We start from the raw sequence: 19,909 nt of genomic DNA, 5'->3' as shown, positions 1-19,909 counted from the left end.
TCCGCCGACGGTGGTGACGCTCGCATTCCGCCCGGCCCGGGAACTTTCCGCGCAGGCCGGGAACGGGTCAGCCGGCCACCGCGAGCGCCAGCGGCAGCACGTCCGGCGCGCCGGCCCGGCGCAGCAGCCGTGCCACCGTGCCCATCGTCCAGCCCGAGTCGACCAGGTCGTCCACCAGCAGCACCGGCCCGTCCAGCCCCGGCAGCGCGCCGGCCAGTTCGTCCGGCAGGCGGAAGGCGTCGTGCAGCGCGCGTACCCGCTGGGCGCTGTTGCCCCGCGGCCCGCCACCGCCGGACGGGCCGGCCGGGACGACCTGGCCGAGCAGCGGCAGCCGGCCCACGGCGGCGATCCGCTCGGCCAGCGAGCCGACCAGCAGCGGACGCGTCCGGGAGCCGACCGCGACCACGCCGGCCGGCCGCCGGGGCCACGGGTCGTCGCCGTGCGCCCACGCCTTCAGCACCTCGACCACAGCCGCCACCACGTCGTCGGGCACCGGGCCGTCCGGCGCCTCCGGCCCGGCCAGCCCGCGCAGCCGCCCACCCCACCCCAGGTCGGACAGGCGCCCCACGGCCCGGCCGGGCAGCGCCTGCTCCGCCGGGGGGATGCGGCCCTTCAGGGGTACGCCGACCGCCTCCAACCCGGTGGGCCAGAGCTTCTTCGGCGGAATCGGCACACCGGGGCGCCCGAGGAAGGTCTGCGCGGCGGTCAGCGCCTGCTCGGAGACCTCCGCGTCGAACAGCGGGCCGGCGCAGTTGTCGCACCGCCCGCAGTCCTGCGCACCGGTGTCGTCCAGCCCTTCCCGCAGGTAGCGCATCCGGCAGCCGGACGTCGAGGCGTACTCCCGCATGGCCCGCTGCTCGGCGGCGCGCGCGTCGGCGACGCGCCGCAACCGGGCCTCGTCGTAGACCCACGGCTCGCCGGTGGCGAGCCAGCCGCCGCGCACCCGGCGGACCGCGCCGTCCACGTCGAGCACCTTGAGCATCAGCTCCAGCCGGGCCCGGCGCAGGTCGACCACCGGTTCCAGGGCCTGGGTGGAGATCGGCCGTCCGGTGTCCAGCGCGGCGAGCACGGCGCGGACCTGCTCCTCGGGCGGGAAGGCGAGCGAGGCGAAGTACCGCCAGATGGCCGCGTCCTCCACGCCCGGCAGCAGCAGCACCTCGGCGTGCTCGACGGCCCGGCCCGCGCGGCCGACCTGCTGGTAGTAGGCGATCGGCGAGGGCGGAGCGCCCAGGTGCACGACGAAGCCGAGGTCGGGCTTGTCGAAGCCCATGCCGAGCGCGCTGGTGGCGACCAGCGCCTTGATCTTGTTGTCCAGCAGGTCCTGCTCGGCGGCCCGCCGGTCGGCGTCCTCGGCCTGGCCGGTGTAGGAGGCGACCGACCAGCCCCGGCCGCGCAGGAAGTCGGCCGTCTCGGTGGCCGCCGCCACGGTGAGCGTGTAGACGATCCCCGAGCCGGGGAGCCGGTCCAGGTGGTCGGCCAGCCAGGCCAGGCGGTGGGCCGGGCTCGGCAGATCGAGTACGCCGAGGCGCAGCGACTCGCGGTCCAGCGTGCCGCGCAGCACCAGCGCGTCACCGAGCTGCTCGGCCACGTCCTGGGTGACCCGGGCGTTGGCGGTGGCGGTGGTGGCGAGCACCGGCGTGTGCTCGGGCAGGTTGGCCAGGAACGTACGCAGGCGGCGGTAGTCGGGCCGGAAGTCGTGCCCCCAGTCGGAGACGCAGTGCGCCTCGTCCACCACGAGCAGCCCGGTGGTGGCGGCGAGTTTCGGCAGCACCCCGTCGCGGAAGTCGGGGTTGTTCAGGCGCTCCGGGCTGATCAGCAGCACGTCGACCGCACCGGCGTGGATCTCGGCGGTGATCTCGTCCCACTCGTCCAGGTTGGCCGAGTTGATGGTGCGCGCCCGGATGCCGGCGCGGGCGGCGGACTCGACCTGGTTGCGCATCAGCGCCAGCAGCGGCGAGACGATCACCGTCGGCCCGTGCTGATCGCCCTCGCGCAGCAGCGCGGTGGCCACGAAGTAGACGGCCGACTTGCCCCAGCCGGTGCGCTGCACGCAGAGCACCCGCCGCCGGTCGACCACGAGCGCCTCGATGGCCCGCCACTGGTCCTCACGCAGCCGGGCGTGGTCACCCGCCAGCCGCCGCAGCACCGCCTCGGCGCGCTCCCGGACAACCATCCGATCCTGGCTCATCCGGCATTTCTACCAGGGCCGGCCGACTCCGCCGGCGGACCGGGCGCCTGATGCGGCACCGCCGGCGGCAGGAAGATCAGCAGCTCGCGCAAGGAGTCCGTCGCCGCCGCCGGCAGCAGGCACCGCGAGGCCAGCTCCTCCATCGACGTGTACGGGCCGCGCATCCGCCGGTCGACCACCACATGCTGCGCCTGCGACCGGGTCAGTCCCGGCAGCCCGGCGATCACCTGGTCCGGCACCGAGTTGACGTCCACCAGTCCGCCGTCGTCGTACGCCCGGGGCAGGTCGGGGCGCCCGATGCGCAGATCCGCCCGCGCCGACGGGTACTGGTAGAGCAGGTAACGGGCGTACTCCCGGCGCAGCCGGTTGCGGTCGGCGTACGGCCGGCCACGCCAGAGGCCGCGCAGCCAGGCGAGCAGCCGGCCGTTGAGCAGCACCACATGCGGGACGCCCGCCACCCAGGTCGTCAGCCAGATCATGATCAGGGCGCCCTCGGGTCCGCTGACCTCCTCCGTCTCGCTGCCGCCGACGACCACCACGAACGTCACGGCGACGGTCAGGTAGTAGACCGCGGCGAGGACGTTGCCCCAGCCCCGCCGCCAGATCCCGTAGAGCAGCACCACCAGCCAGGTGAGCATGCCGAACGAGAACAGGGCCGTGAACGCACCGCCCACCGTCGCGACGACGCTCAACCACCCGGGTACACCGGCCGGACGCCTGGACGGCGGCACGGCGCCGAACAGCGGCGCGACAGGTGGCGTGGCCCAGGCCGGCAAGCCCGTCGGCGGCTCGCCCGGCCCGGCCGGGGGCGGCAGGAACGGACCACCCGGTTGCGCCGAGACAGTGAGCTGGACCGGAACGGTGAGCTGGGCCGAGACCGCGGCCGGGGCGGTGGGCGGAGGCGAGGGCTCGGCCGGGGCCGCGGGCGGCTGGGCGGTGGGTGCGTCGGGGACGGCCGGAAGCGGCTCCGGGTCGCCCGCCCACCCACCGCCGGGTGCGGGTCGCTCCGGGCGCGGCGCCTGCGGCAGGAGGGCCGGGTCGGCGCGCAGGATCCGCCGGTGCAGATCCTGGAGCGCCCCGCCCGGCTCGATGCCGTACTCGTCGCGGAGCAGCCCGGCGTAGTCACGGTAGGCGGCCAGCGCCTCGGCCTGCCGTCCGCTGCGGTGCAGCGCCAGCATGAGCTGGTGCCGCAGCCGTTCCCGGACCGGGAACTCGGCGACCAGCTCGACCAGCCGGCCGACCAGCTCGCCGTGCCGGCCGTCGGCCAGCTCCAGTTCGGTACGCGTCTCCAGCGCGACCGCGCGCAGCTCCACCAGCCGGTGCCGGGCCGTCTCGAAGTACACGCCGCCGAACCCGGTGAACGGCTCCCCCTGCCACAGCTCCAGTGCGGCGCTCACCTCGGCCAGCGCCTCCTCCGTACGCCCGGCCGCCTGTGCTGCCCGCGCCCGCTGCACGCCGCGCTCGAAGCGCGCCACGTCCACCGCCTCGGGCGGCACGCGCAGCAGGTATCCGGCGTCGGTGAGGGTGAGCACCCGGGCCGGCGTACGCGGCGACCGGTCGGGTTCCAGCATCCGGCGCAGACCGGCCACGTGCTTCTGCACCACGTTGAGGCCGTTCACCGGTGCCTCGTCCGGCCAGACCGCCTCGACGATCTGCCCGGTCGGCACGGGACGGCCCACGGCGAGCAGCAGCACGGCCAGCACGGCCCGCTGCTTGGCCGGGCCCAGATCGAGTGGTCGGCCGGCGTACCAGGCCCGCTGCGGGCCGAGGAGTTCGAAGCGCAGCGCCTCTGACATGCGAGTTTCCGCCCCCGTACCGACTGCCCCCGCCCACCGTGGCCGACGGCAGTCGGACGGCAGCATAACGGCAGCGGGAACGCCGTGACGGCAGGCGATACTTCCCCGGCAACAATCACCTGGGAAAGCGAGTCGAACACCATGACGCAGCGAATCGGTTCCGCCGCGAGCATCCGGCGGATCGCGGCTCTCGCGACGGCCGTGCTGGCCACCACCGTCCTGTCCGCGGGGTGCGGAACCGGGGACGCCTCCTCCGAGGGCACCGGAGCGGCGCCCAGCCCGTCGGCCGACCCGAAGGCGGCGCTGCTGGCCGCCGTGCCGGACGAGAAGGACCCGGCCTTCCGGTTCTCCACGGTCGAGGGCGGGGAGAAGTTCGACGGGTTGGTCGACCCGGCGACGCAGGGCCTCGAGTTGTCCATGTCGGAGAAGAGCCAGGACCCGGAGTTCACCATGGGGATGACCTTCCGCGTCATCGAGGAGGACATCTGGGTACGGGTCAAGATCACCGGCATGCCCGGTCTGCAGGACATGATGAAGCTGCCGAAGCGCTGGATGCTCCTGGACCGCACGAAGCTCGACGACGCCTCGGAGGTGCCGGTCTACCAGAACGCCGACCCGGCCAACACGGCCGCGGTCATCCGGACCGCGGAGACGGTCGAGGACCGCGGTAACGGCACGTACGGCGGGTTCGCCGACCTGACCGCGAACGCCGACATCCGCGCCAGCTTCAGCACCGTGGACGTGGACGCCCTCGGTGACGCGGCGAAGAAGGTGCCGTTCACGGCTGTGGTCGGGCCGGACGGGAACCTCGCGTCGCTGACCCTGGACGTGCCGGCCGCCGGCAAGCAGAAGGCGATGAAGCTGGTCGCCAAGTACTACGACTTCGGCAAGGCGCCGAAGATCAGCGCGCCGACGGGCGCGGAGGTGCAGAAGGCGCCGGCGTCGGCGTACGAGATGCTCAACGGCTGACCACGACGGACGCGCGAGGGGCGGTGGCCACACGGGGGGCCGCCGCCCCTTCCGCGTGTCAGCGGCCGAGCACGGAGCCGCCGTTGACGCCGAGCACCTGCCCGGTGACGTACCCGGCGGACGGGCCGACCAGGTAGCGCACGGCCGCCGAGATGTCGTCCGGCACACCGGCCCGGCCGACGAGCGTGGCGGCGACCCGCTTGGCGTGCCCCTCCGGCGTCATCCGGTCGCCGAAGAACTCGGTCTCGGCGACGTAGCCGGGGCTGACCACGTTCACGGTGATCTGTTCCGGGCCGAGCTGGGCGGCGAGGTCGTACGCCCAGCCGTGCAGCGCGGCCTTTGCGGCCGAGTACGGCCCGCCGCCACCGCGCTGCGCGGCGATCGAGCTGAGCAGGACCACCCGGCCGCCGGGGCGGCGCAGGGCGGGCAGCAGCGCCTCGGTGAGCAGGACGGCGGTCAGCACGTTGGCGTCCAGGTTGGCCCGCCACCAGTCCGCCACCCCGCCGAGCGAGTCGGCCGCCCCGCCGAGGTAGCCGCCGGCGTTGTTGACCACCGCGTCCACGGCGCGCTCTCCGACCGCGTCCACCACCGCGCCGACCTGACCCGGATCGGTCAGGTCGGCCGCGACAGCGGTGACCGCCCCGTCCCGCCCGCTCTCGTCACGGATCCGCCGCGCCGCCGATTCGAGCACGTCACCCCGCCGCCCCACGACGACAACGTCGAACCCGTCCCCGACGAGCCCACGCGCCACCGCAGCCCCGATCCCGGTCCCACCCCCACTGACAACCGCAAGCCGCCGCAGCTCCCCCATGACGTCTCCCTCCCCGCATCCCGTTCCCGCGTCCCCACCCCGGCCCTGTCCCGGGCGATCATGAAGTTAGCGCCATCGGACACGGCGTGTCGCGGCGTTAACTTCATGATCGACGGGGAGGGGCGGGGCGGGGGTCAGCGGGGGCGGCGGAAGGCGGTCCGGAGGGGGGTCAGGCGGGATCTCAGGCTGGCCAGGCCGCCGGGGAAGAAGTAGACGGCCAGGATGAAGACCGTGCCCAGGACGAACAGGGGCTGGCTCAGCGGATGGCTGAGGAACGCGGGCAGGCTGTTCACCGCCTCGCTGCTGCCGAACGCGGTGAGCCGGTGGTCCAGGTACATGTAGAGGACGCCGCCCAGCACCGGCCCCCACCGCGTACCGGGACCGCCGAGCACCACCATGACCAGCAGCGACAGCGTCAGCTCCGACGAGGTGATGTGCGGGCTGGCGCCGCCGACGATGAGCACGTAGACCACCCCACCGGCCGACGCGAGGCCGCCGGCCAGCGTGAACGCGACGAGCTTGAACCGGTACGGGTCGAGCCCGAGCACCCCGATCCGCCGCTCGTCGTCGCGCAGCCCGGCCAGCACCCGCCCGGTCGGCGAGGCGCTGACCCGGTGCACCACCAGGACCACGATCGCCAGGTACGCCAGCGCCAGCCAGTAGAGGTTCACCGTGTTGGTGACGCCCACGAGCGCCGCCGGCAGCCCGGAGACGTCGAGCGGCAAGCCCTCCTCGCCGCCGGTGAGGCCACCGAAGTCGCGGGCCACCAGGATCGCCCCGACCTGCGCGAACGCCAGCGTCACCATGGCGAAGGCGATACCGACCGTCCGCAGGGCCACCGCGCCGAGCAGCGCGGCGAGCGTGGTCCCGCCGACCACCGTCAGCACGGCGGCCTGCCACAGCGGCAGTCCGGCCTTGGTGACCAGGATGTCGGTGCCGTACACCCCGGCGGCGAAGTAGAGGGCGTGGCCGAAGGAGAGCATCCCGGTGCGCCCGAACAGCAGGTCGTAGCCGGCCGCGAGCCCGCCGAACACCAGGCAGATGGCGAGCAGTTGCAGCGTGCCCGGCGAGTTCAGTGGCCCTTCGAAGATCCCGGGCAGGTTCAGCGTGGAGTACGGCAGCACGGCCGCCACCACCAGCGCCACCAACGGCAGGTACGGACGCAGGCCGTGCCAGCGGGAACGCCCGGGGGTCAGTTCGTCGGGCACCTGCGCCGGAGGCGCGTCGACCACCGAGTTGGTCATGCGTGAGCCACCTTTCCGGCCAGGCCCTGCGGACGCAGCAGCAGCACCACGGCGAGCAGGCCGACCACGCACAGGTCGCCCAGCCCGGACGTGCCGTAGTAGTTGACGAACTGTTGCAGCAGCCCCACCGCGACCGCCGCGTACGCGGACCCGACCACCGAGCCCATCCCGCCGATCACCACCACGATGAACGCGAAGATCAGCAGCGAGCCGCCCTGCCCCGGTGAGACGGTGCCGAAGTAGACGCCACCGAGCGCGCCGGCCAGCGCGGCGGCGGCCCCGCCGATCGCGAAGACCAGCGTGAACGCCTTGCGCACGTCGATGCCGAGCGCTGTCACCATCTCCCGGTTCTCCACGCCGGCCCGGATGATCAGGCCGTACCGGGTCCAGCGCAGGAACGCCAGCAACGCACCGAGCACCACGGCGGCGGCGACGATCAGCAGCAGCCCGGCGTTCGGCACCTGGGCGCCGAGCACCGATGTGACGCCCCGGCTCCAGTCCGGGCGCGGGAACGGCCGCGGGTCGGCACCCCAGGTGGCCTGGAGCAGCGCCACCCCGGCCAGCGACAGGCCGACGGTGACGAGCACCTGTTCGATGGTGCGGGAGTAGAGCGGCCGGATCAGCACCAGCTCCACGAGCACCGCGACGAGCGAACCGGCCAGCACACCGAAGACGACAGCCAGCACGAAGCCGAACCCGTCCGGCCCGGCGCCGGGCAGGTTGCCCGCCGCCCACCACGTCGCGTACGCGCCGACGCCGAGGAACAGCCCGTGCGCGAAGTTGAGCACGTCGGCGAGGCCGAAGACCAGTGAGAGGCCGGAGGCGACGAGGAAGTACAGCGCCGCCAGGCCCAGCCCGGTCAGCGTCAGCAGGACCACCGTGTTCACGCGTGCACCTCCCCGGAACCGGAACCCACACCCAGCAACGACTTGGTCAGCGCGGTCTCCAGCAGCAGCTCCCGGGCGTCGCCGGTCCAGGCGACCTTCCCGGCGGAGAGCACCACCGCGTCGGTCGCCAGCCGCCGTACCACCGCCAGGTTCTGCTCGACCAGCAGCACCGGCACGGATTCCGCCACCCGTTCCAGCACCTCGGCCACCTCGGTCACCACCTTCGGCGCCAACCCCTTCGTCGGCTCGTCGACCAGCAGCAGCCGGTTGTCGTTCAGCAGCACCCGGCCGATCGCGAGCATCTGCTGCTGCCCGCCGGACAGCGAGCCGGCCCGTTGCCGTCCGCGCCGCTCCAGCTCCGGGAAGAGAGCGAAGACCTTGTCGTACGCGGGCGTGACGCCCCGCCGTTCGGCCAGCCGCAGGTTCTCCGCGACGGTGAGCGCGGCGAAGACGCAGCGGTCCTCCGGCACGTAGCCGAGGCCGTCGCGGACCAGCCGGTGGGTCGGGCGGGCCAGCAGGCTGCGCGCCCCCATGCGTACGCTGCCGCGCACCTCGCCGCCGCGCGGCGTCAGGCCGACGATCGCGCGCAGCGTGGTGGTCTTGCCGACGCCGTTGCGCCCGAGCAGCACCGTGACGCCGGTCGGCGCGACCTCGAACGACACCCCCTGGAGGATGTGCAGCCCGGCGATCCGCACGGACAGGTCCGCCACGGACAGGATCGGCTCACTCATAGCGACTCCCCCAGGTACGCCTCCTGCACGGTGGCGTTCGCCATCACCGTGTCCGGGGTGTCGCACGCCAGCAGCGCGCCGTGGTGCATCACGGCGATCCGGTCGGCCAGCTCCAGGATCACGTCCATGTGGTGCTCCACCATGAGCACCGCCCGGCCACTGTCCCCGGTCAACGACTTGATCACGCTGACCAGTTCGGGCACGTCCTCGGCGCTCACTCCGGCCATCGGCTCGTCCAGCAGCATCACCCGGGGCTCACCGGCGAGCAGCAGCGCGATCTCCAGCTTGCGCTTCTCGCCGTGGGCCAGGGTGCCGGCGAGCGCCGTACCCCGGTGGTGCAGGCCGACCCGGTCGAGCGCCGCGTCGGCGGCGGCGGCCACCTCCCGGTCGGCCGCCGCCCGCCGCCACAGCTTCATCGAGCCACCCCGGTGTGCCTGTACGGCGAGCCGGACGTTCTCCCGCACGCTCAGCGAGCCGAAGACCGAGGACGCCTGGAAGGTACGCCCCAGGCCGAGCCGGGCGCGCCGGTGCGGCGGAAGCGCGGTGATGTCCGCGCCGTCCAGCAGGACCGTGCCCTCGGTGGGCCGGCGCAGGCCGGTGATCAGGTTGAACAGGGAGGTCTTGCCGGCGCCGTTGGGCCCGATCACGCCGAGGAACTCCCCCGGCGCCAGATCGAGGTAGACGGAGTCGACGATGGCGACCTCACCGATCCGCCAGGTCAGACCGCGGGTGGCGAGCATGGGTCAGCCCTTCATCTGCGCGACCGGCGGCGCGCTCTCGTCACCGGTGAGCGACTTCTGGACGGTCGCCGTGAAGGTGGTGCCGCTGCCGGAGAGCTTGGCCTGGTACATCGGCTGGAGCAGGGCGTGGTCCTCGGCGCGGATCTTCATGGTGCCCTTGACGCCCTCGAACTCCCAGCCCTCCAGCGCCTTCACCATCTTCTCCACGTCGTCGCCGCCCTCCTGCACGGCACGGACGACCATCTGCGCGGCGGCGAACCCGTCCGGGTGGAACAGGTCGAGCGTGCCGCCCGGCACCTTCGCCTTCGCGGCCTTGGCGGCCTCGGTGTCGCTGGCCCCGTCGAAGTAGTGCGACAGGAACGAGATCTTGCTGCCGGCCGCGCCGAACGTCGGCCAGGAGGCGCGGATGTCCAGGCCGGTGACGACGGTGGTGGAGGCGAGGACGCCCTGCTGGTCGAGCGTCTGCCACATGGCGCCGGCGGTGGTGCCGGCCCAGGCGACGAAGAGCAGGTCCGGCTTGGCGGCCTTGATCTGGCTGGCGAACGGCGTGAACTCGGTGGCGCTGGCCGGGGCCCGGACGCTGCTCACGTTGGCGCCGGCGCCGCCGATCACGGCCTTGACGGCGGCCTCGTTGGCGTCGCCGAACGCGCCGTCCTGGGCGAACACCACGACCTTCTTGCCCGCCGCGTCGCCGATGAACGACCGGGCGGTCACCACGTCCTGCCAGGACTGCCGGCCGGAGCGGAACGTGTACTTGTTCGCGCCGGTCACCGCGTCGGTGGCGGCCGGGCCGGAGATGAACAGCACCTTGTTCTGCGCGGCGATCGGCGCCACCTGGAGCGCCACCCCGGAGGAGGTGGACCCGGCGATGATCTTCGTACCCTTGCCGATGAGGTCCTTCGCGGCGGACACGGCCTTGGCCGGGTCGCCCGCGTCGTCGGCCTCGGTCACCTCGATCGTGCGGTCACCGACCTTGCCGGTGCCCTTGGTGGCGAAGTCGACGCCGGCCTTGAAACCCTCGATGTACTGCTTGCCGTAGCTGGCGAGCGGCCCGGACTGGGAGTAGACCAGACCGACCTTGACCGGGGCGGCGTCGCCGCCGCCGGATGCGGTGTCCTGCGGGCTGCCACAGGCCGTGGCGGCCAGAGCGACCGCCACCGAGGTGGCGGCGGTAAGGAACACCCGTCGCGTGTGCCGGATCGTCATTGCGACTCCAGGTGAGGACAGGGGGAATGTCAGTTGTCGGCTCACGCTAGAAGTGACGTCACCCACGGGCTATGTGGTCGGCGCACACAAGTCCCCGTGACGGGGTGGCCGCTCGTTACAACGGCGGACATCACCACGTAACCGCACCGACTCGGGGTGGCCGCAGCCGCCAGGCACGGCACGCCGGGAATGTCGTCCCACGCCATCGCGCGCCGGTCACCGCCCGCCGCAGTCCCCGTCGTGGTCGGCCGCCCGTGCGCATCGTCGGCCACCGTCGCGCAGCCGGTCGCACCAGACCCAGTGGCGTACGGACTGCTCGTCCTCCCGTGACACGGTGGTCCCGGCGCGCTCCACGTCGGCCAGGAACCCGAGTGCCCGGCAGATGGCCCGCGCGAACGCCCGCGCGCCGTCGAGGTCGGCCGCGAGCACCGGCAGGTGTACGACGAACCGCTCCCGGCTCACCGCTGCGCGCCCGGCGTGAACCGGGACTGCCAGCTCTTGAGCGCCTGCTTGATCCGCGTGTTCTCCTCGGCGTACCGGGACGCGTCCCGCCGGGCCAGCGCCAGGTCACCCGCCACCCGGTAGAGGAAGGCGTGCACCTCCGCCGGGTCGAGCCCGTGCCGCACGGTGCGGAACCGCCGCTCGCGGATCTGCCCGACGCTCAGCGGGCGGCAGGAATCCGAGCGGTACCAGCCCTGGTTCGGCGGCCCTCCCTTGCCACGTCGCCGGGTTGGCTGGAACAGGTTGAGCACGTTACGCACGCCGATCCTCCTCACCGAGCCGTGGAGGCGGCCCGCCCGCAGACAGGGGACGCGGGCGGGCCGCCGGCCCCGAGACCGCAGCCCGTTCGGCGGTACGACCCCGGAGCCCAATCCGGGTCCGGCTCCCGAGGTTTGCCGAACCAACCGGAGCCGGACGCAGCTCAACCTACACCAGTATCTGGTTATGCGCGAGCCTCCACTCTCGACGCGCTGGACAACTTGTTGCAGTTACTTGTGCAGGTAGGGCAGGATCGGATTCGCCGAACCAACCGGAGTCCCCACCATGCCCACAGCAGAAGCACCGTTCCGCCGCATCGCCAACGACATCGCCGCGAAGATCAAGAGTGGTGAGCTGAAGCCGGGCGACAGGCTGCCCTCAACCCGCGAGTTGGCCGAAACTTACGGCGTCCACATGAACACGGCCTACCGTGCGATGTCGTTGCTGCACGATCGCGAGCTGATCACCGGCCAGCCCGGCCGAGGCACCTACGTAGCCGAACCCCCGAGCTGATCAACTCCACCACGCCGAAGCGGCGGCATCACCGCGCCCGGAAGCAGCCACTTCCCCGAAGTGGCGCCCGCCCCGCGCGACAAGCCCCGCCCACCACCGCCGACCACCGCCCGCCACCGCCGATCTTGGAGTTGTGGTGCCTAGGATGTCCGGATTAGGGCGCTCCGTGAGGTGCCACAACTCCAAGATCGACGAAGCGGGGCGAGATCTTGGTATGGAATGGCCCTTGGAGGGGCCGTTTCGTACCAAGATCTCGGGGGCGGCCGAGCGCGACGGGCCCGGGCACGCGGACGGGGTGCCCGCCGGAACGGCGAGCACCCCGTTTTTCAGCGGAGCAGGGTCAGCGGCCGGCTCGGGCGGCCACCGCCGTGTCGGGGTGGTCGCTGAACACGCCGTCCAGGCCCAGGTCGAGGAACAGCTCGTACTCGGACGTGATGTCACCACGCGCGTTCGGGTCGGTGCCGATGCGGAAGTCCGCAGGCAGGAACTGGTTCTCGGCCCGGAACGTCCACGCGTGCACCACCAGCTTCTGCCGGTGCGCGTCGCGGATCACCGAGGTCGGCGCGAGCAGCCGTCCGGCGGTGTCCCGGGGCACGATCAGGTTCTTGTTCAGGCCGACGCCGTCGGCGTACCGGGAGATCCAGGCAAGTCCCGCGGGCGTGGCCAGGTCCGCGTAGGTCCGCTTGTCGCCGCCCGCGACGAAGTCGTAGGGCGCGCCGCTCGCGTCCATGAGCTGCACCAGCCGTACGTCGATCATCTTGTCGAGCTTGCGCAGGTTGGCGGTCTCGAAGCTCTGGACGAACACCGGGTCGGCCCGGTGGGTGAGCCGGTTGCGGCGCAGCACCGCCACCAGCGGCTCCTCCAGCGGGCGGCCGATCGACGCGAAGTAGGTGGGGTGCTTGGTCTCCGGGTAGACGCCGATGGTCCGGCCCCGGGCCTTCGACTCGGCCCGCGCCAGGTCGATGACCTCCTGGAACGTCGGGATCTCGAACCTGCCGTCGAACGCGGTGTTCGCGACCCGCACCTGGGGCAGCCGCTCCTTGGCCCGCAGCGTCTTCAGCTCGGCCAGCGTGAAGTCCTCGGTGAACCAGCCGGTGACAGTGACCCCGTCGATGGTCTTCGTCGCCTTGCGGCCGGCGAACTCGGGGCGGGCGGCCACGTCTGTCGTACCGGAGATCTCGTTCTCGTGCCGCGCGACCAGGACGCCGTCCCTGGTCGAGACCAGGTCCGGTTCGATGAAGTCGGCGCCCTGGCGGATGGCGAGCCGGTAGGCCTCCAGGGTGTGCTCCGGGCGGTAGCCGCTCGCGCCCCGGTGGCCGATCACGATCGGCCGCTGGGGCGCGCGGGCCTGCTCGGCGCGGGTGTCCGGGCCGGCCTGGGCGGCCACGGCCGGCACCACCACTGCGGCCGCCGCGAGCAGCGCGCCGGCCACGCCGAGGGCGGAAAGGGTACGTCGCAACGCCGTCTCCTGTCGTCGATGGGTACGCACAGCAGACCGGGCGTGGTTGACCGCCAGTTGGTCGGATCCTGACCTGCCGGTGAATCTCCGGACGGAAAATGACGGGATGCGTCGCCTGCTCCGGAAGCCCGTACGGCTGGTGCCGTTGGGGTTCCTGGCGGTGATCCTGGTCGGCACCGGCCTGCTCATGCTGCCCTGGGCGACGAGCCAGCAGCGGTACACCCCGTTCGTCACCGCGCTGTTCACGTCCACGTCGGCGGTGTCGGTGACCGGGATGTCGGTGGCCGACACCCCGAGCTACTGGAACGGCTTCGGGCTCGCGATGATCACCGTCCTGACGCAGCTCGGCGGTCTGGGCATCCTGACCGGGGCGTCGCTGGTGATCCTGGCGGTGTCCCGTCAGCTCGGCCTGCGCAACCGGCTGCTCGTGCAGGCGGAGACCGCCGAGTTCGGCCTCGGCGACGTACGCCGGTTGCTGTTGCGCATCGCGGCCACGGTCTTCGTCACCGAGGCCCTGATGACGGCGGTGATCGCCACACGCCTGTTTCTGGCCTACGACTACCGGCCGGGCCGGGCGCTCTGGTCCGCGGTGTTCCACTCGGTCCAGGCGTTCAACAACGGCGGGTTCGCGCTCTACTCCGACGGCCTGATCGCGTTCTCCCGCGACGGCTGGGTGGCGCTGCCGCTCAGTTTCGGCGCGATCATCGGCGGGCTGGGTTTCCCGGCGCTGTTCGAGGCGGTACGCGAGTGGCGGCAGCCGGAGCGCTGGGCGATCGCCACGAAGCTGACCGTCTGGGGCAGCGTGGTGCTGACCGTCTTCGGCGTCGCCTACCTGCTGCTCGCCGAGTGGGGCAACTCGTTCACGATCGGCACCTACGACGTGCCGGGCAAGCTGCTGGCGTCGTTCACCCAGATCGCGTTGAGCCGTACCGGCGGCTTCGACGTGGTGAACGTCGGGCAGCTCACCGACGAGAGCTACCCCATGCTGATCGGCCTGATGTTCATCGGCGGCGGCAGCGCCAGCACCGCCGGCGGCATCAAGGTCTCCACGTTCTTCCTGCTCGGCTTCGCCATCTGGGCCGAGCTGCGGGGCGAGCCGGACACCACTGTCGGGCGCCGCCGGGTGGCCGCGGCCAGCCAGCGGCAAGCGCTGACCGTGGCGCTGCTGAGCGTGGCGCTGGTGGCCGGCGGGACGGTCGGCCTGATCGCGCTGACCTCGCACATATCGTTCTCGGCCGCGTTGTTCGAGGTCACATCCGCGTTCAGCACGACCGGCCTGACCGTCGGGGTGTCCGGCCAGCTCTCCCCGGCGGGCCAGTACGTGCTGACCGCGCTCATGTACATCGGCCGGATCGGGCCGCTCACGCTGGGCTCGGCCATCGCGTTGAACACCCGTCGACGGCTGTACCGCTACCCGGAGGAGCAACCCATTGTCGGCTAGACATCCGGAGGAGACCGGCATCGCGGTGATCGGCCTGGGCCGGTTCGGCGCGCGCCTGGCGGACTCCCTGTCCCGTCTCGGTCACGAGGTGCTGGCGATCGACCGCGACCCGAACCGGGTCCAGCACTGGTCGGCCGACCTCGAACGGGTGGTGCAGGCGGACAGCACCGAGGAGGTGGTGCTGCGCCAGCTCGGGCTGGCGGACTTCCGCCGGGTCGTGGTCGCGATCGGGGCGTCACTGGAGGCGAGCGTGCTCACCGTACTGGCGCTGGCCGAGCTGGGGATCGAGCAGATCTGGGCGCGGGCCACCTCGGAGAAGCACGCCAAGATCCTGCACTCGGTCGGCGCGCACCACGTGGTCTTCCCCGAGGCGGAGACCGGCGAACGGGTGGCGCACCTGATCGTCAGCCGGATGCTCGACTTCATCGAGTTCGACGACGACTTCACCATCGCCAAGATCAGGGTGCCGGCGCCGTTGGTCGGGCGGTCGCTGCGCGACATCGCCCCGCAGGACCGGTACGGCGTGATGGTGGTGGGCGAGAAGCAGCCGGGCCAGCCGTTCCGCTACGCCGGGCCGGAGACGGTGCTGACGCCGGACAGCGTGCTCATCGTGGAGGGCGGCATCTCCCAGGTGCAGCGCTTCTCCGCGCTGGCCTGACCGGAGCCGCTGGCCTGACCGGAGCCGCTCACCTGACTGTCAGTCCTTCTTCGGACCAGGCCCCTTGCCCTTGCCGTGCTCACCCCCCTTCGGCCGGTCTACTTTGCTTTTCCCTTCGGGCCCTCCTTGCCCTTGGGCGGCTTCGGCGCGGCCTTGGGCTTCGCCGGCTTGGCCTTCGCCGGCCCGCTCTTGGTGGTGGCCTTCGCGGTGGTCTTGGTGGCCGGCTTGACCGGCGTCGTCACCGGCGGCGCGGTGGTCGGCGCCGAGCCGGCGATGCCGGAGACCTGCACGCCGCAGGTGCTGTCGCCGAGCGTGAACTCGACCGGCAGCGTGTTGCTCCCGGTGTAGCGCCCGGCCAGCGTCAGCTTCGTCGACGCGCCGGGGGCCAGCGCCGGGTCCGTCGCCGGTGCGGCGATCGAGACGGTACGCCCCACCTGACGTGCCGTGGGCTGGGCCGTGGTGACCGTCTGCTTGCCGGGGAACGTGAAGTTCATCGTCCAGCCGCGCAGCTCAAGGTCGCTGGTGTTGGTGAGCGTCAGCTCGGCGGAGAAGTCCTTGCCGGTGTCGCGGCGCAGCGAGTAGTCGACAGCGCAGGGGATGGGCTCGGGCAGGCTCATCCGCGCCTCGGTCGGCTCCACCCCGCCGCTGGCCGGGCTGCGCGACGTCAGGCCCCACATGGTGGCGGTCACCGCGACCAGTCCGACGGCGGCCACGCCGGCCTCCACCTTGCGCCGCCGTGCCACCGCCCGCCGCGTGCGGGTACGCACCGCCGAGAACGGCAGCGCGTCCGTCTCCGCCGACCACGGCAGGATCGTGGTGCCCGCGTTCTCGGCGAGCGCCGGGTCCATCCGGCCGAACGCCGGTGACACCGGCACGATCGCCGCGATACCGGCCGCCTCGGCGAGCGTACGGGCCACCTCGGCGGTGGCCGGGCGGTCCTCGGGGCGCTTGGCCAGGCACCGCTGCACCAGCGCGGCGACCGGCTCGGGCAGCCCCGGCACCGCGGGCATCGGGTCCGGGTCGCGGTACATGTGCGCGCGCAGCATCTCGGTGGTGGTGCTGGCCTGCCACGGCAGACGGCCGGTGAGCATCCGGTAGAGCAGCAGCCCCACCGCGTACACGTCGGTGGCCGGCGAGACGTGGCCGTTGTCCAGCCGCTCCGGCGCCAGGTACGCGGGCGTGCCGAGCAGCGCGCCGTCCGGCCCCTTGTCGCTCTCCCCCACCAGCGCCGAGATGCCGAAGTCGACGACCTTCACCCCGGTCGGGGTCAGCATCACGTTGCCCGGGGTCACGTCCCGGTGCACCACGCCGCGCGCGTGCGCGGCGGCCAGCGCCGACGCGACCTCCGCGCCGATGGTCATGGCCTCCCGCCAGGGAAGCTGCCCGTCGCGGCCGAGCCGCCCGCTGAGCGGACCGCCGTCGACCAGCTCCATGACCACGTACGGCACGGTCAGGCCGACCTGCACGGACTCGCCGTAGTCGTACACGTTGGTGATGTTGGGGTGGCACAGCCGCGCGGCGGCCTGCGCCTCCACCCGGATCCGGTGCCGGAACGCCTTGTCACTGGCCAGCCGCGACGCCAGCACCTTGACCGCCACCTGCCGGCCCAGCACCTCGTCGTAGCCGCGCCAGACGACCGACATGCCGCCCGCACCCAGCTGCTCGACCAACCGGTATCGCTCGCCGAGGAGTTGCACGCCGTTCCTGACCGGTCCACCCATGGTCGGTCCTGTTGCCCGAAGTCGACCCCGGTACACCTCAGCGGTCGGAATCGGTCAGGAAAGTCACCCGTTCAGGCGGTCGCCAGCAGTTGGTCCACCGGCGCGTAGTCGTCGGTGAGCACCATCGCGTCGCCCACCCACCCGGTCACCGCCGCCTCGTCCATCAGCACGGCCCGCTCGGGCAGCAGCTTCAGCCCGGGCGGGATCGCGGCGAGCGGCAACGGTGCGTCCGAGGCGACGATCACGAAGTTGGAGCCCTGCTGCCCGTCGATCGCGCCGGGCGGAGCGATCAGCGCGACGTGCGCGAACTCGGCCTTCACGGTGGCCAGCTCGGCCCGGATGAACCGGCCCGGCGGGTAGTCGATGACGTTCTGCACGTAGATCCCGTCCGGGCGCAGCACCCGGCGGATGTCGGCGGCCATCTCCCGGGTGGCCAGGTGCCACGGCACCACCAGGTGGCCGAACGCGTCGCCGACGATGAAGTCGCGGCTGCCGGTCGCCTCGCCGCGCAGCAGCACCCGCGCGTCGCCCACCTCGGCACGCATCTGCGGGCCGGTACGCAGGCCCAGCTCACGCCGGTCCAGCTCGACCAGGCCACCGTCCAGCTCGAAGACCAGGTTGTCGGTGCCGGGCCGGGTCGCGGCCAGGTAGTGCGGCACGGTGAAGCCGCCGCCGCCCAGGTGCAGCGCGTCCATCGGCTGCTTCGCCGGCCGCGCCACGTCCGCGACCAGGCCGATCCACTGCGTGTACGCGTACTTGAGGTGGTTCGGCTCGTTCAGGTCGACGTACGAGTGCTCGGCCGAGTTGAGGTAGAGCGTGCGCCCCTGCGGCCACGACGGGTCCACCTCGACCCGGGCGCAGTGGTACGCGGTCTCCACGTCGCACGGGTTCGGCGCCGCGGCGGTGAGCCCGGCGGCGGCGAGGCCGAGCAGCGCCAGCGCGGCCTTGACCCGGCCGGGCGCGGACAGCCCGCTGGGCCCGGCCTGCCGGCGCAGCCAGAAGCCGAGCGCCAGCCCGGTCACGCCGAGCACGGCGGCCAGCCCCAGCACGATGACGGTGCTGGACAGCGCGGCCACCAGCACGAAGCCGGTGCCGAGCGTGGCGGTGATGCCGCCGAGCGTGCCGATGCCGGACAGCTTGCCCACCACCTGCCCGGTCCGGCGCAGGTCGGCGAGCTGGAGCTTCACCACGAGCGGGGTGATCCCGGCCAGCAGCGCGGCGGGCAGCAGGACGGTGAGCGCGGTCAGCAGGAGCACCGCGCTCGCCGCGCCACCGCGCAGCGCCTCACCGGCGTACCTGACGATCGGCAGCGTGACGGCGGTGGCGATGCCGGCCAGCACCAGCGCCGGGGCCAGCAAAGTGCGCGGGTCACGCCGGTCGGCGAGCCACCCGCCGAACCACGCCCCGTACGCGATGGCGGCCAGCGCCATGCCGATCACCGAGCTGGTCACCTGGAGGGTCACCCCGACGTACGGGCCGACCAGGCGCAACGACACGGTCTCCAGCACCAGCACGGCCCCGCTGGAGAGGAAGACGAGGAACGCGGCGAGCCCGTTGGGCAGGGCCCGGGGCGGAACCGGGGCGTCGGCCGCCGGTTCCGCCATGACGTCGGACGATGTGCTGCTCACCGTGGCGATGCTACGCAGCGCTCGCGGCGGGCCGGGTCAATACATCGAGATGTGAACATGGTTTGTGTGGTCCGCCGCCGGGCTGCCACCGCCGCTGTACGCCCGCCAGCCGGTGTTCGGCATCCAGATCTGCCGATACCAGATGACGTACATGATGCCGAGCCGGTTCGCGTTGTTCTTCGCCCAGGCGGCGAGGCTGTCGCCGTACGCCTTGTCGCCGCCGGTGGCGGTCTTGTCCTCGAATCCGCCGCTGGCGGCGGAGAAGTCGCAGGCCCGGCCCTTGGGGTGCTCGCCGCCGCCACCGCTGCGGTGACACGAGGCGTAGCGCTTGTATCCGGCCGACTTGGCCTGCTGGAGCATGTGCAGCGTGCGCGGCGTGATGCAGCCGGACGCGGGCGTCGGGTCGTCCACCGAGCAGGACTCCGACGGCCACGAGCCGTCCGAGTTGCGCGGCGCGGGCTTCGCCGACGAGGAGGTGCCGTTGAACCCGGACCCGGCGCCGGAGCTGACCTTCGCCAGCGCCACCTCGGCGTCCTTCTTCTTGCGGGCCTGCACCGCGACCTGCTTGGCCTGCTCGCGCACCTCGGCGTCGATGGCGAGCTTCGCCTCGGCCGCCTGCGTCTTCGCGTCGGCCAGCTCCCGCAGCCGCTTGCTGTCCCGCTGGGCCATCACGTCCAGCTCGGCCGCGCGCTTGAGGAAGTCGTTCGGGTCGGCGCTGGCGAGCAGCATCGACGTCGCGGTCAGCCGGCCCATCCGGTACGACTGCGCGGCGACCTCGCCGGCCTGCGCGCTGAGCCCGACGAGGCGTCCCTCGATGTCGGTGAGCTGGGCGGCGAGCGCCTTCTGCCGGCGCTTGGAGTTCTCCAGCTTGTTCTGGGCCTCGATGTGGCCCTTCGCCGCCGCCTCCAACGCCGCCCGCAACTGCTTGCTGCCGCCCTCGTTCGGGGCGTTCGGGCTGGGTACGGCGGCGGCCGGGCCGGCGGCCACGCCGGAGCCGAGCAGCACGGCCACCGCGGCGAACGCGGCGAGCAGCGACCGCCGGACGCGCCGGCCGGTAGGGCTGGTCCTGGGCACGTGTTGGTCCTTCCGTCGACCGCCGGCCCCCGTACACCGAGCGGCGTCTCCGCCGGCGCCGGACGGCGGCCTGCTGGCGGAGAC

The 19,909-nt window shown here is 72.7% G+C and carries 18 protein-coding genes; 4 read left to right on the top strand and 14 right to left on the bottom strand.

The genetic code is table 11. The annotated features are described in order from the left end of the window. Nucleotides 1-67 precede the first annotated feature (67 nt). Nucleotides 68-2,188 carry a DEAD/DEAH box helicase gene (locus tag ABIH81_RS11320; RefSeq protein ID WP_349880235.1) on the bottom strand — a complete coding sequence of 707 codons (2,121 nt, stop codon included), beginning with the start codon at nt 2,186-2,188 and terminating at the stop codon, nt 68-70. Beyond that, complete coding sequence (locus tag ABIH81_RS11315) at nt 2,185-3,984, bottom strand: BTAD domain-containing putative transcriptional regulator (protein ID WP_349880234.1); 1,800 nt, start codon at nt 3,982-3,984, stop codon at nt 2,185-2,187. Before ABIH81_RS11315 ends, ABIH81_RS11320 begins: the two co-directional genes overlap by 4 nt. A 141-nt stretch (nt 3,985-4,125) precedes the next feature. Here ABIH81_RS11315 and ABIH81_RS11310 point away from each other — a divergent pair, with 141 nt between their 5' ends. Further along, nucleotides 4,126-4,953 carry a hypothetical protein gene (locus tag ABIH81_RS11310; RefSeq protein ID WP_349880233.1) on the top strand — a complete coding sequence of 276 codons (828 nt, stop codon included), beginning with the start codon at nt 4,126-4,128 and terminating at the stop codon, nt 4,951-4,953. 58 nt (nt 4,954-5,011) lie between these two features. Here ABIH81_RS11310 and ABIH81_RS11305 read toward each other — a convergent pair whose 3' ends face one another. The 8 genes from ABIH81_RS11305 to ABIH81_RS11270 form a co-directional block, all read right to left on the bottom strand. Then, nucleotides 5,012-5,764, bottom strand: coding sequence for an SDR family oxidoreductase (locus ABIH81_RS11305; RefSeq protein WP_349880232.1), 753 nt, complete (start codon nt 5,762-5,764; stop codon nt 5,012-5,014). Nucleotides 5,765-5,898: 134 nt separating this feature from the next. Further along, nucleotides 5,899-7,008, bottom strand: a complete 1,110-nt coding sequence (locus tag ABIH81_RS11300; protein ID WP_349880231.1) for a branched-chain amino acid ABC transporter permease — start codon at nt 7,006-7,008, stop codon at nt 5,899-5,901. Further along, on the bottom strand, nt 7,005-7,895 hold the full coding sequence (locus tag ABIH81_RS11295; RefSeq protein ID WP_013288704.1) for a branched-chain amino acid ABC transporter permease: 891 nt from the start codon (nt 7,893-7,895) through the stop codon (nt 7,005-7,007). The genes ABIH81_RS11300 and ABIH81_RS11295 overlap by 4 nt, the downstream gene beginning before the upstream one ends. Beyond that, nucleotides 7,892-8,626, bottom strand: coding sequence for an ABC transporter ATP-binding protein (locus tag ABIH81_RS11290; RefSeq protein ID WP_349880230.1), 735 nt, complete (start codon nt 8,624-8,626; stop codon nt 7,892-7,894). The genes ABIH81_RS11295 and ABIH81_RS11290 overlap by 4 nt, the downstream gene beginning before the upstream one ends. Continuing rightward, entirely contained in the window at nt 8,623-9,366 is a 744-nt protein-coding gene (locus ABIH81_RS11285) for an ABC transporter ATP-binding protein (protein WP_349880229.1), read from the bottom strand. Before ABIH81_RS11285 ends, ABIH81_RS11290 begins: the two co-directional genes overlap by 4 nt. A 3-nt stretch (nt 9,367-9,369) precedes the next feature. Beyond that, a complete protein-coding gene (locus ABIH81_RS11280; RefSeq protein ID WP_349880228.1) occupies nt 9,370-10,572 on the bottom strand; it encodes a substrate-binding domain-containing protein in 1,203 nt (400 codons plus the stop codon). A gap of 216 nt (nt 10,573-10,788) precedes the next feature. Then, a complete protein-coding gene (locus ABIH81_RS11275; RefSeq protein ID WP_128136765.1) occupies nt 10,789-11,034 on the bottom strand; it encodes a hypothetical protein in 246 nt (81 codons plus the stop codon). Beyond that, nucleotides 11,031-11,333, bottom strand: coding sequence for a DivIVA domain-containing protein (locus ABIH81_RS11270; RefSeq protein WP_349880227.1), 303 nt, complete (start codon nt 11,331-11,333; stop codon nt 11,031-11,033). The genes ABIH81_RS11275 and ABIH81_RS11270 overlap by 4 nt, the downstream gene beginning before the upstream one ends. 283 nt (nt 11,334-11,616) lie before the next feature. On the opposite strand from ABIH81_RS11270, the gene ABIH81_RS11265 reads away from it, so the two are divergent. Next, nucleotides 11,617-11,844: a winged helix-turn-helix domain-containing protein gene (locus tag ABIH81_RS11265; RefSeq protein WP_013288708.1), complete on the top strand. Its 228-nt coding sequence runs from the start codon at nt 11,617-11,619 to the stop codon at nt 11,842-11,844. A gap of 340 nt (nt 11,845-12,184) precedes the next feature. On the opposite strand, the gene ABIH81_RS11260 is transcribed toward ABIH81_RS11265, so the two are convergent. Further along, the gene (locus tag ABIH81_RS11260) at nt 12,185-13,303 is read right to left on the bottom strand and encodes a glycerophosphodiester phosphodiesterase (protein WP_349880226.1); all 1,119 of its coding nucleotides are present in this window, start codon (nt 13,301-13,303) and stop codon (nt 12,185-12,187) included. 106 nt (nt 13,304-13,409) lie between these two features. Between ABIH81_RS11260 and ABIH81_RS11255 the strand changes: the two genes are divergently transcribed. Beyond that, entirely contained in the window at nt 13,410-14,744 is a 1,335-nt protein-coding gene (locus ABIH81_RS11255; protein WP_349880225.1) for a potassium transporter TrkG, read from the top strand. After that, nucleotides 14,734-15,402, top strand: coding sequence for a TrkA family potassium uptake protein (locus ABIH81_RS11250; protein ID WP_349880224.1), 669 nt, complete (start codon nt 14,734-14,736; stop codon nt 15,400-15,402). The genes ABIH81_RS11255 and ABIH81_RS11250 overlap by 11 nt, the downstream gene beginning before the upstream one ends. Nucleotides 15,403-15,500: 98 nt before the next feature. On the opposite strand, the gene ABIH81_RS11245 is transcribed toward ABIH81_RS11250, so the two are convergent. The 3 genes from ABIH81_RS11245 to ABIH81_RS11235 form a co-directional block, all read right to left on the bottom strand. Continuing rightward, nucleotides 15,501-17,123 (bottom strand): serine/threonine-protein kinase, encoded by a 1,623-nt coding sequence (locus tag ABIH81_RS11245; protein WP_349880223.1) that lies wholly within the window; start codon nt 17,121-17,123, stop codon nt 15,501-15,503. Nucleotides 17,124-17,194: 71 nt separating this feature from the next. Then, the gene (locus tag ABIH81_RS11240; RefSeq protein ID WP_349881070.1) at nt 17,195-18,727 is read right to left on the bottom strand and encodes a fused MFS/spermidine synthase; all 1,533 of its coding nucleotides are present in this window, start codon (nt 18,725-18,727) and stop codon (nt 17,195-17,197) included. A gap of 60 nt (nt 18,728-18,787) precedes the next feature. Then, nucleotides 18,788-19,825, bottom strand: a complete 1,038-nt coding sequence (locus tag ABIH81_RS11235; protein ID WP_349880222.1) for a hypothetical protein — start codon at nt 19,823-19,825, stop codon at nt 18,788-18,790. Nucleotides 19,826-19,909: the final 84 nt, after the last annotated feature.

The organism is Micromonospora sp. HUAS YX12, assembly GCF_040215685.1.
In the GTDB taxonomy this organism is placed as follows: Bacteria; Actinomycetota; Actinomycetes; order Mycobacteriales; family Micromonosporaceae; genus Micromonospora; species Micromonospora tulbaghiae.
This window is presented reverse-complemented; position numbering and strand designations above follow the sequence as displayed.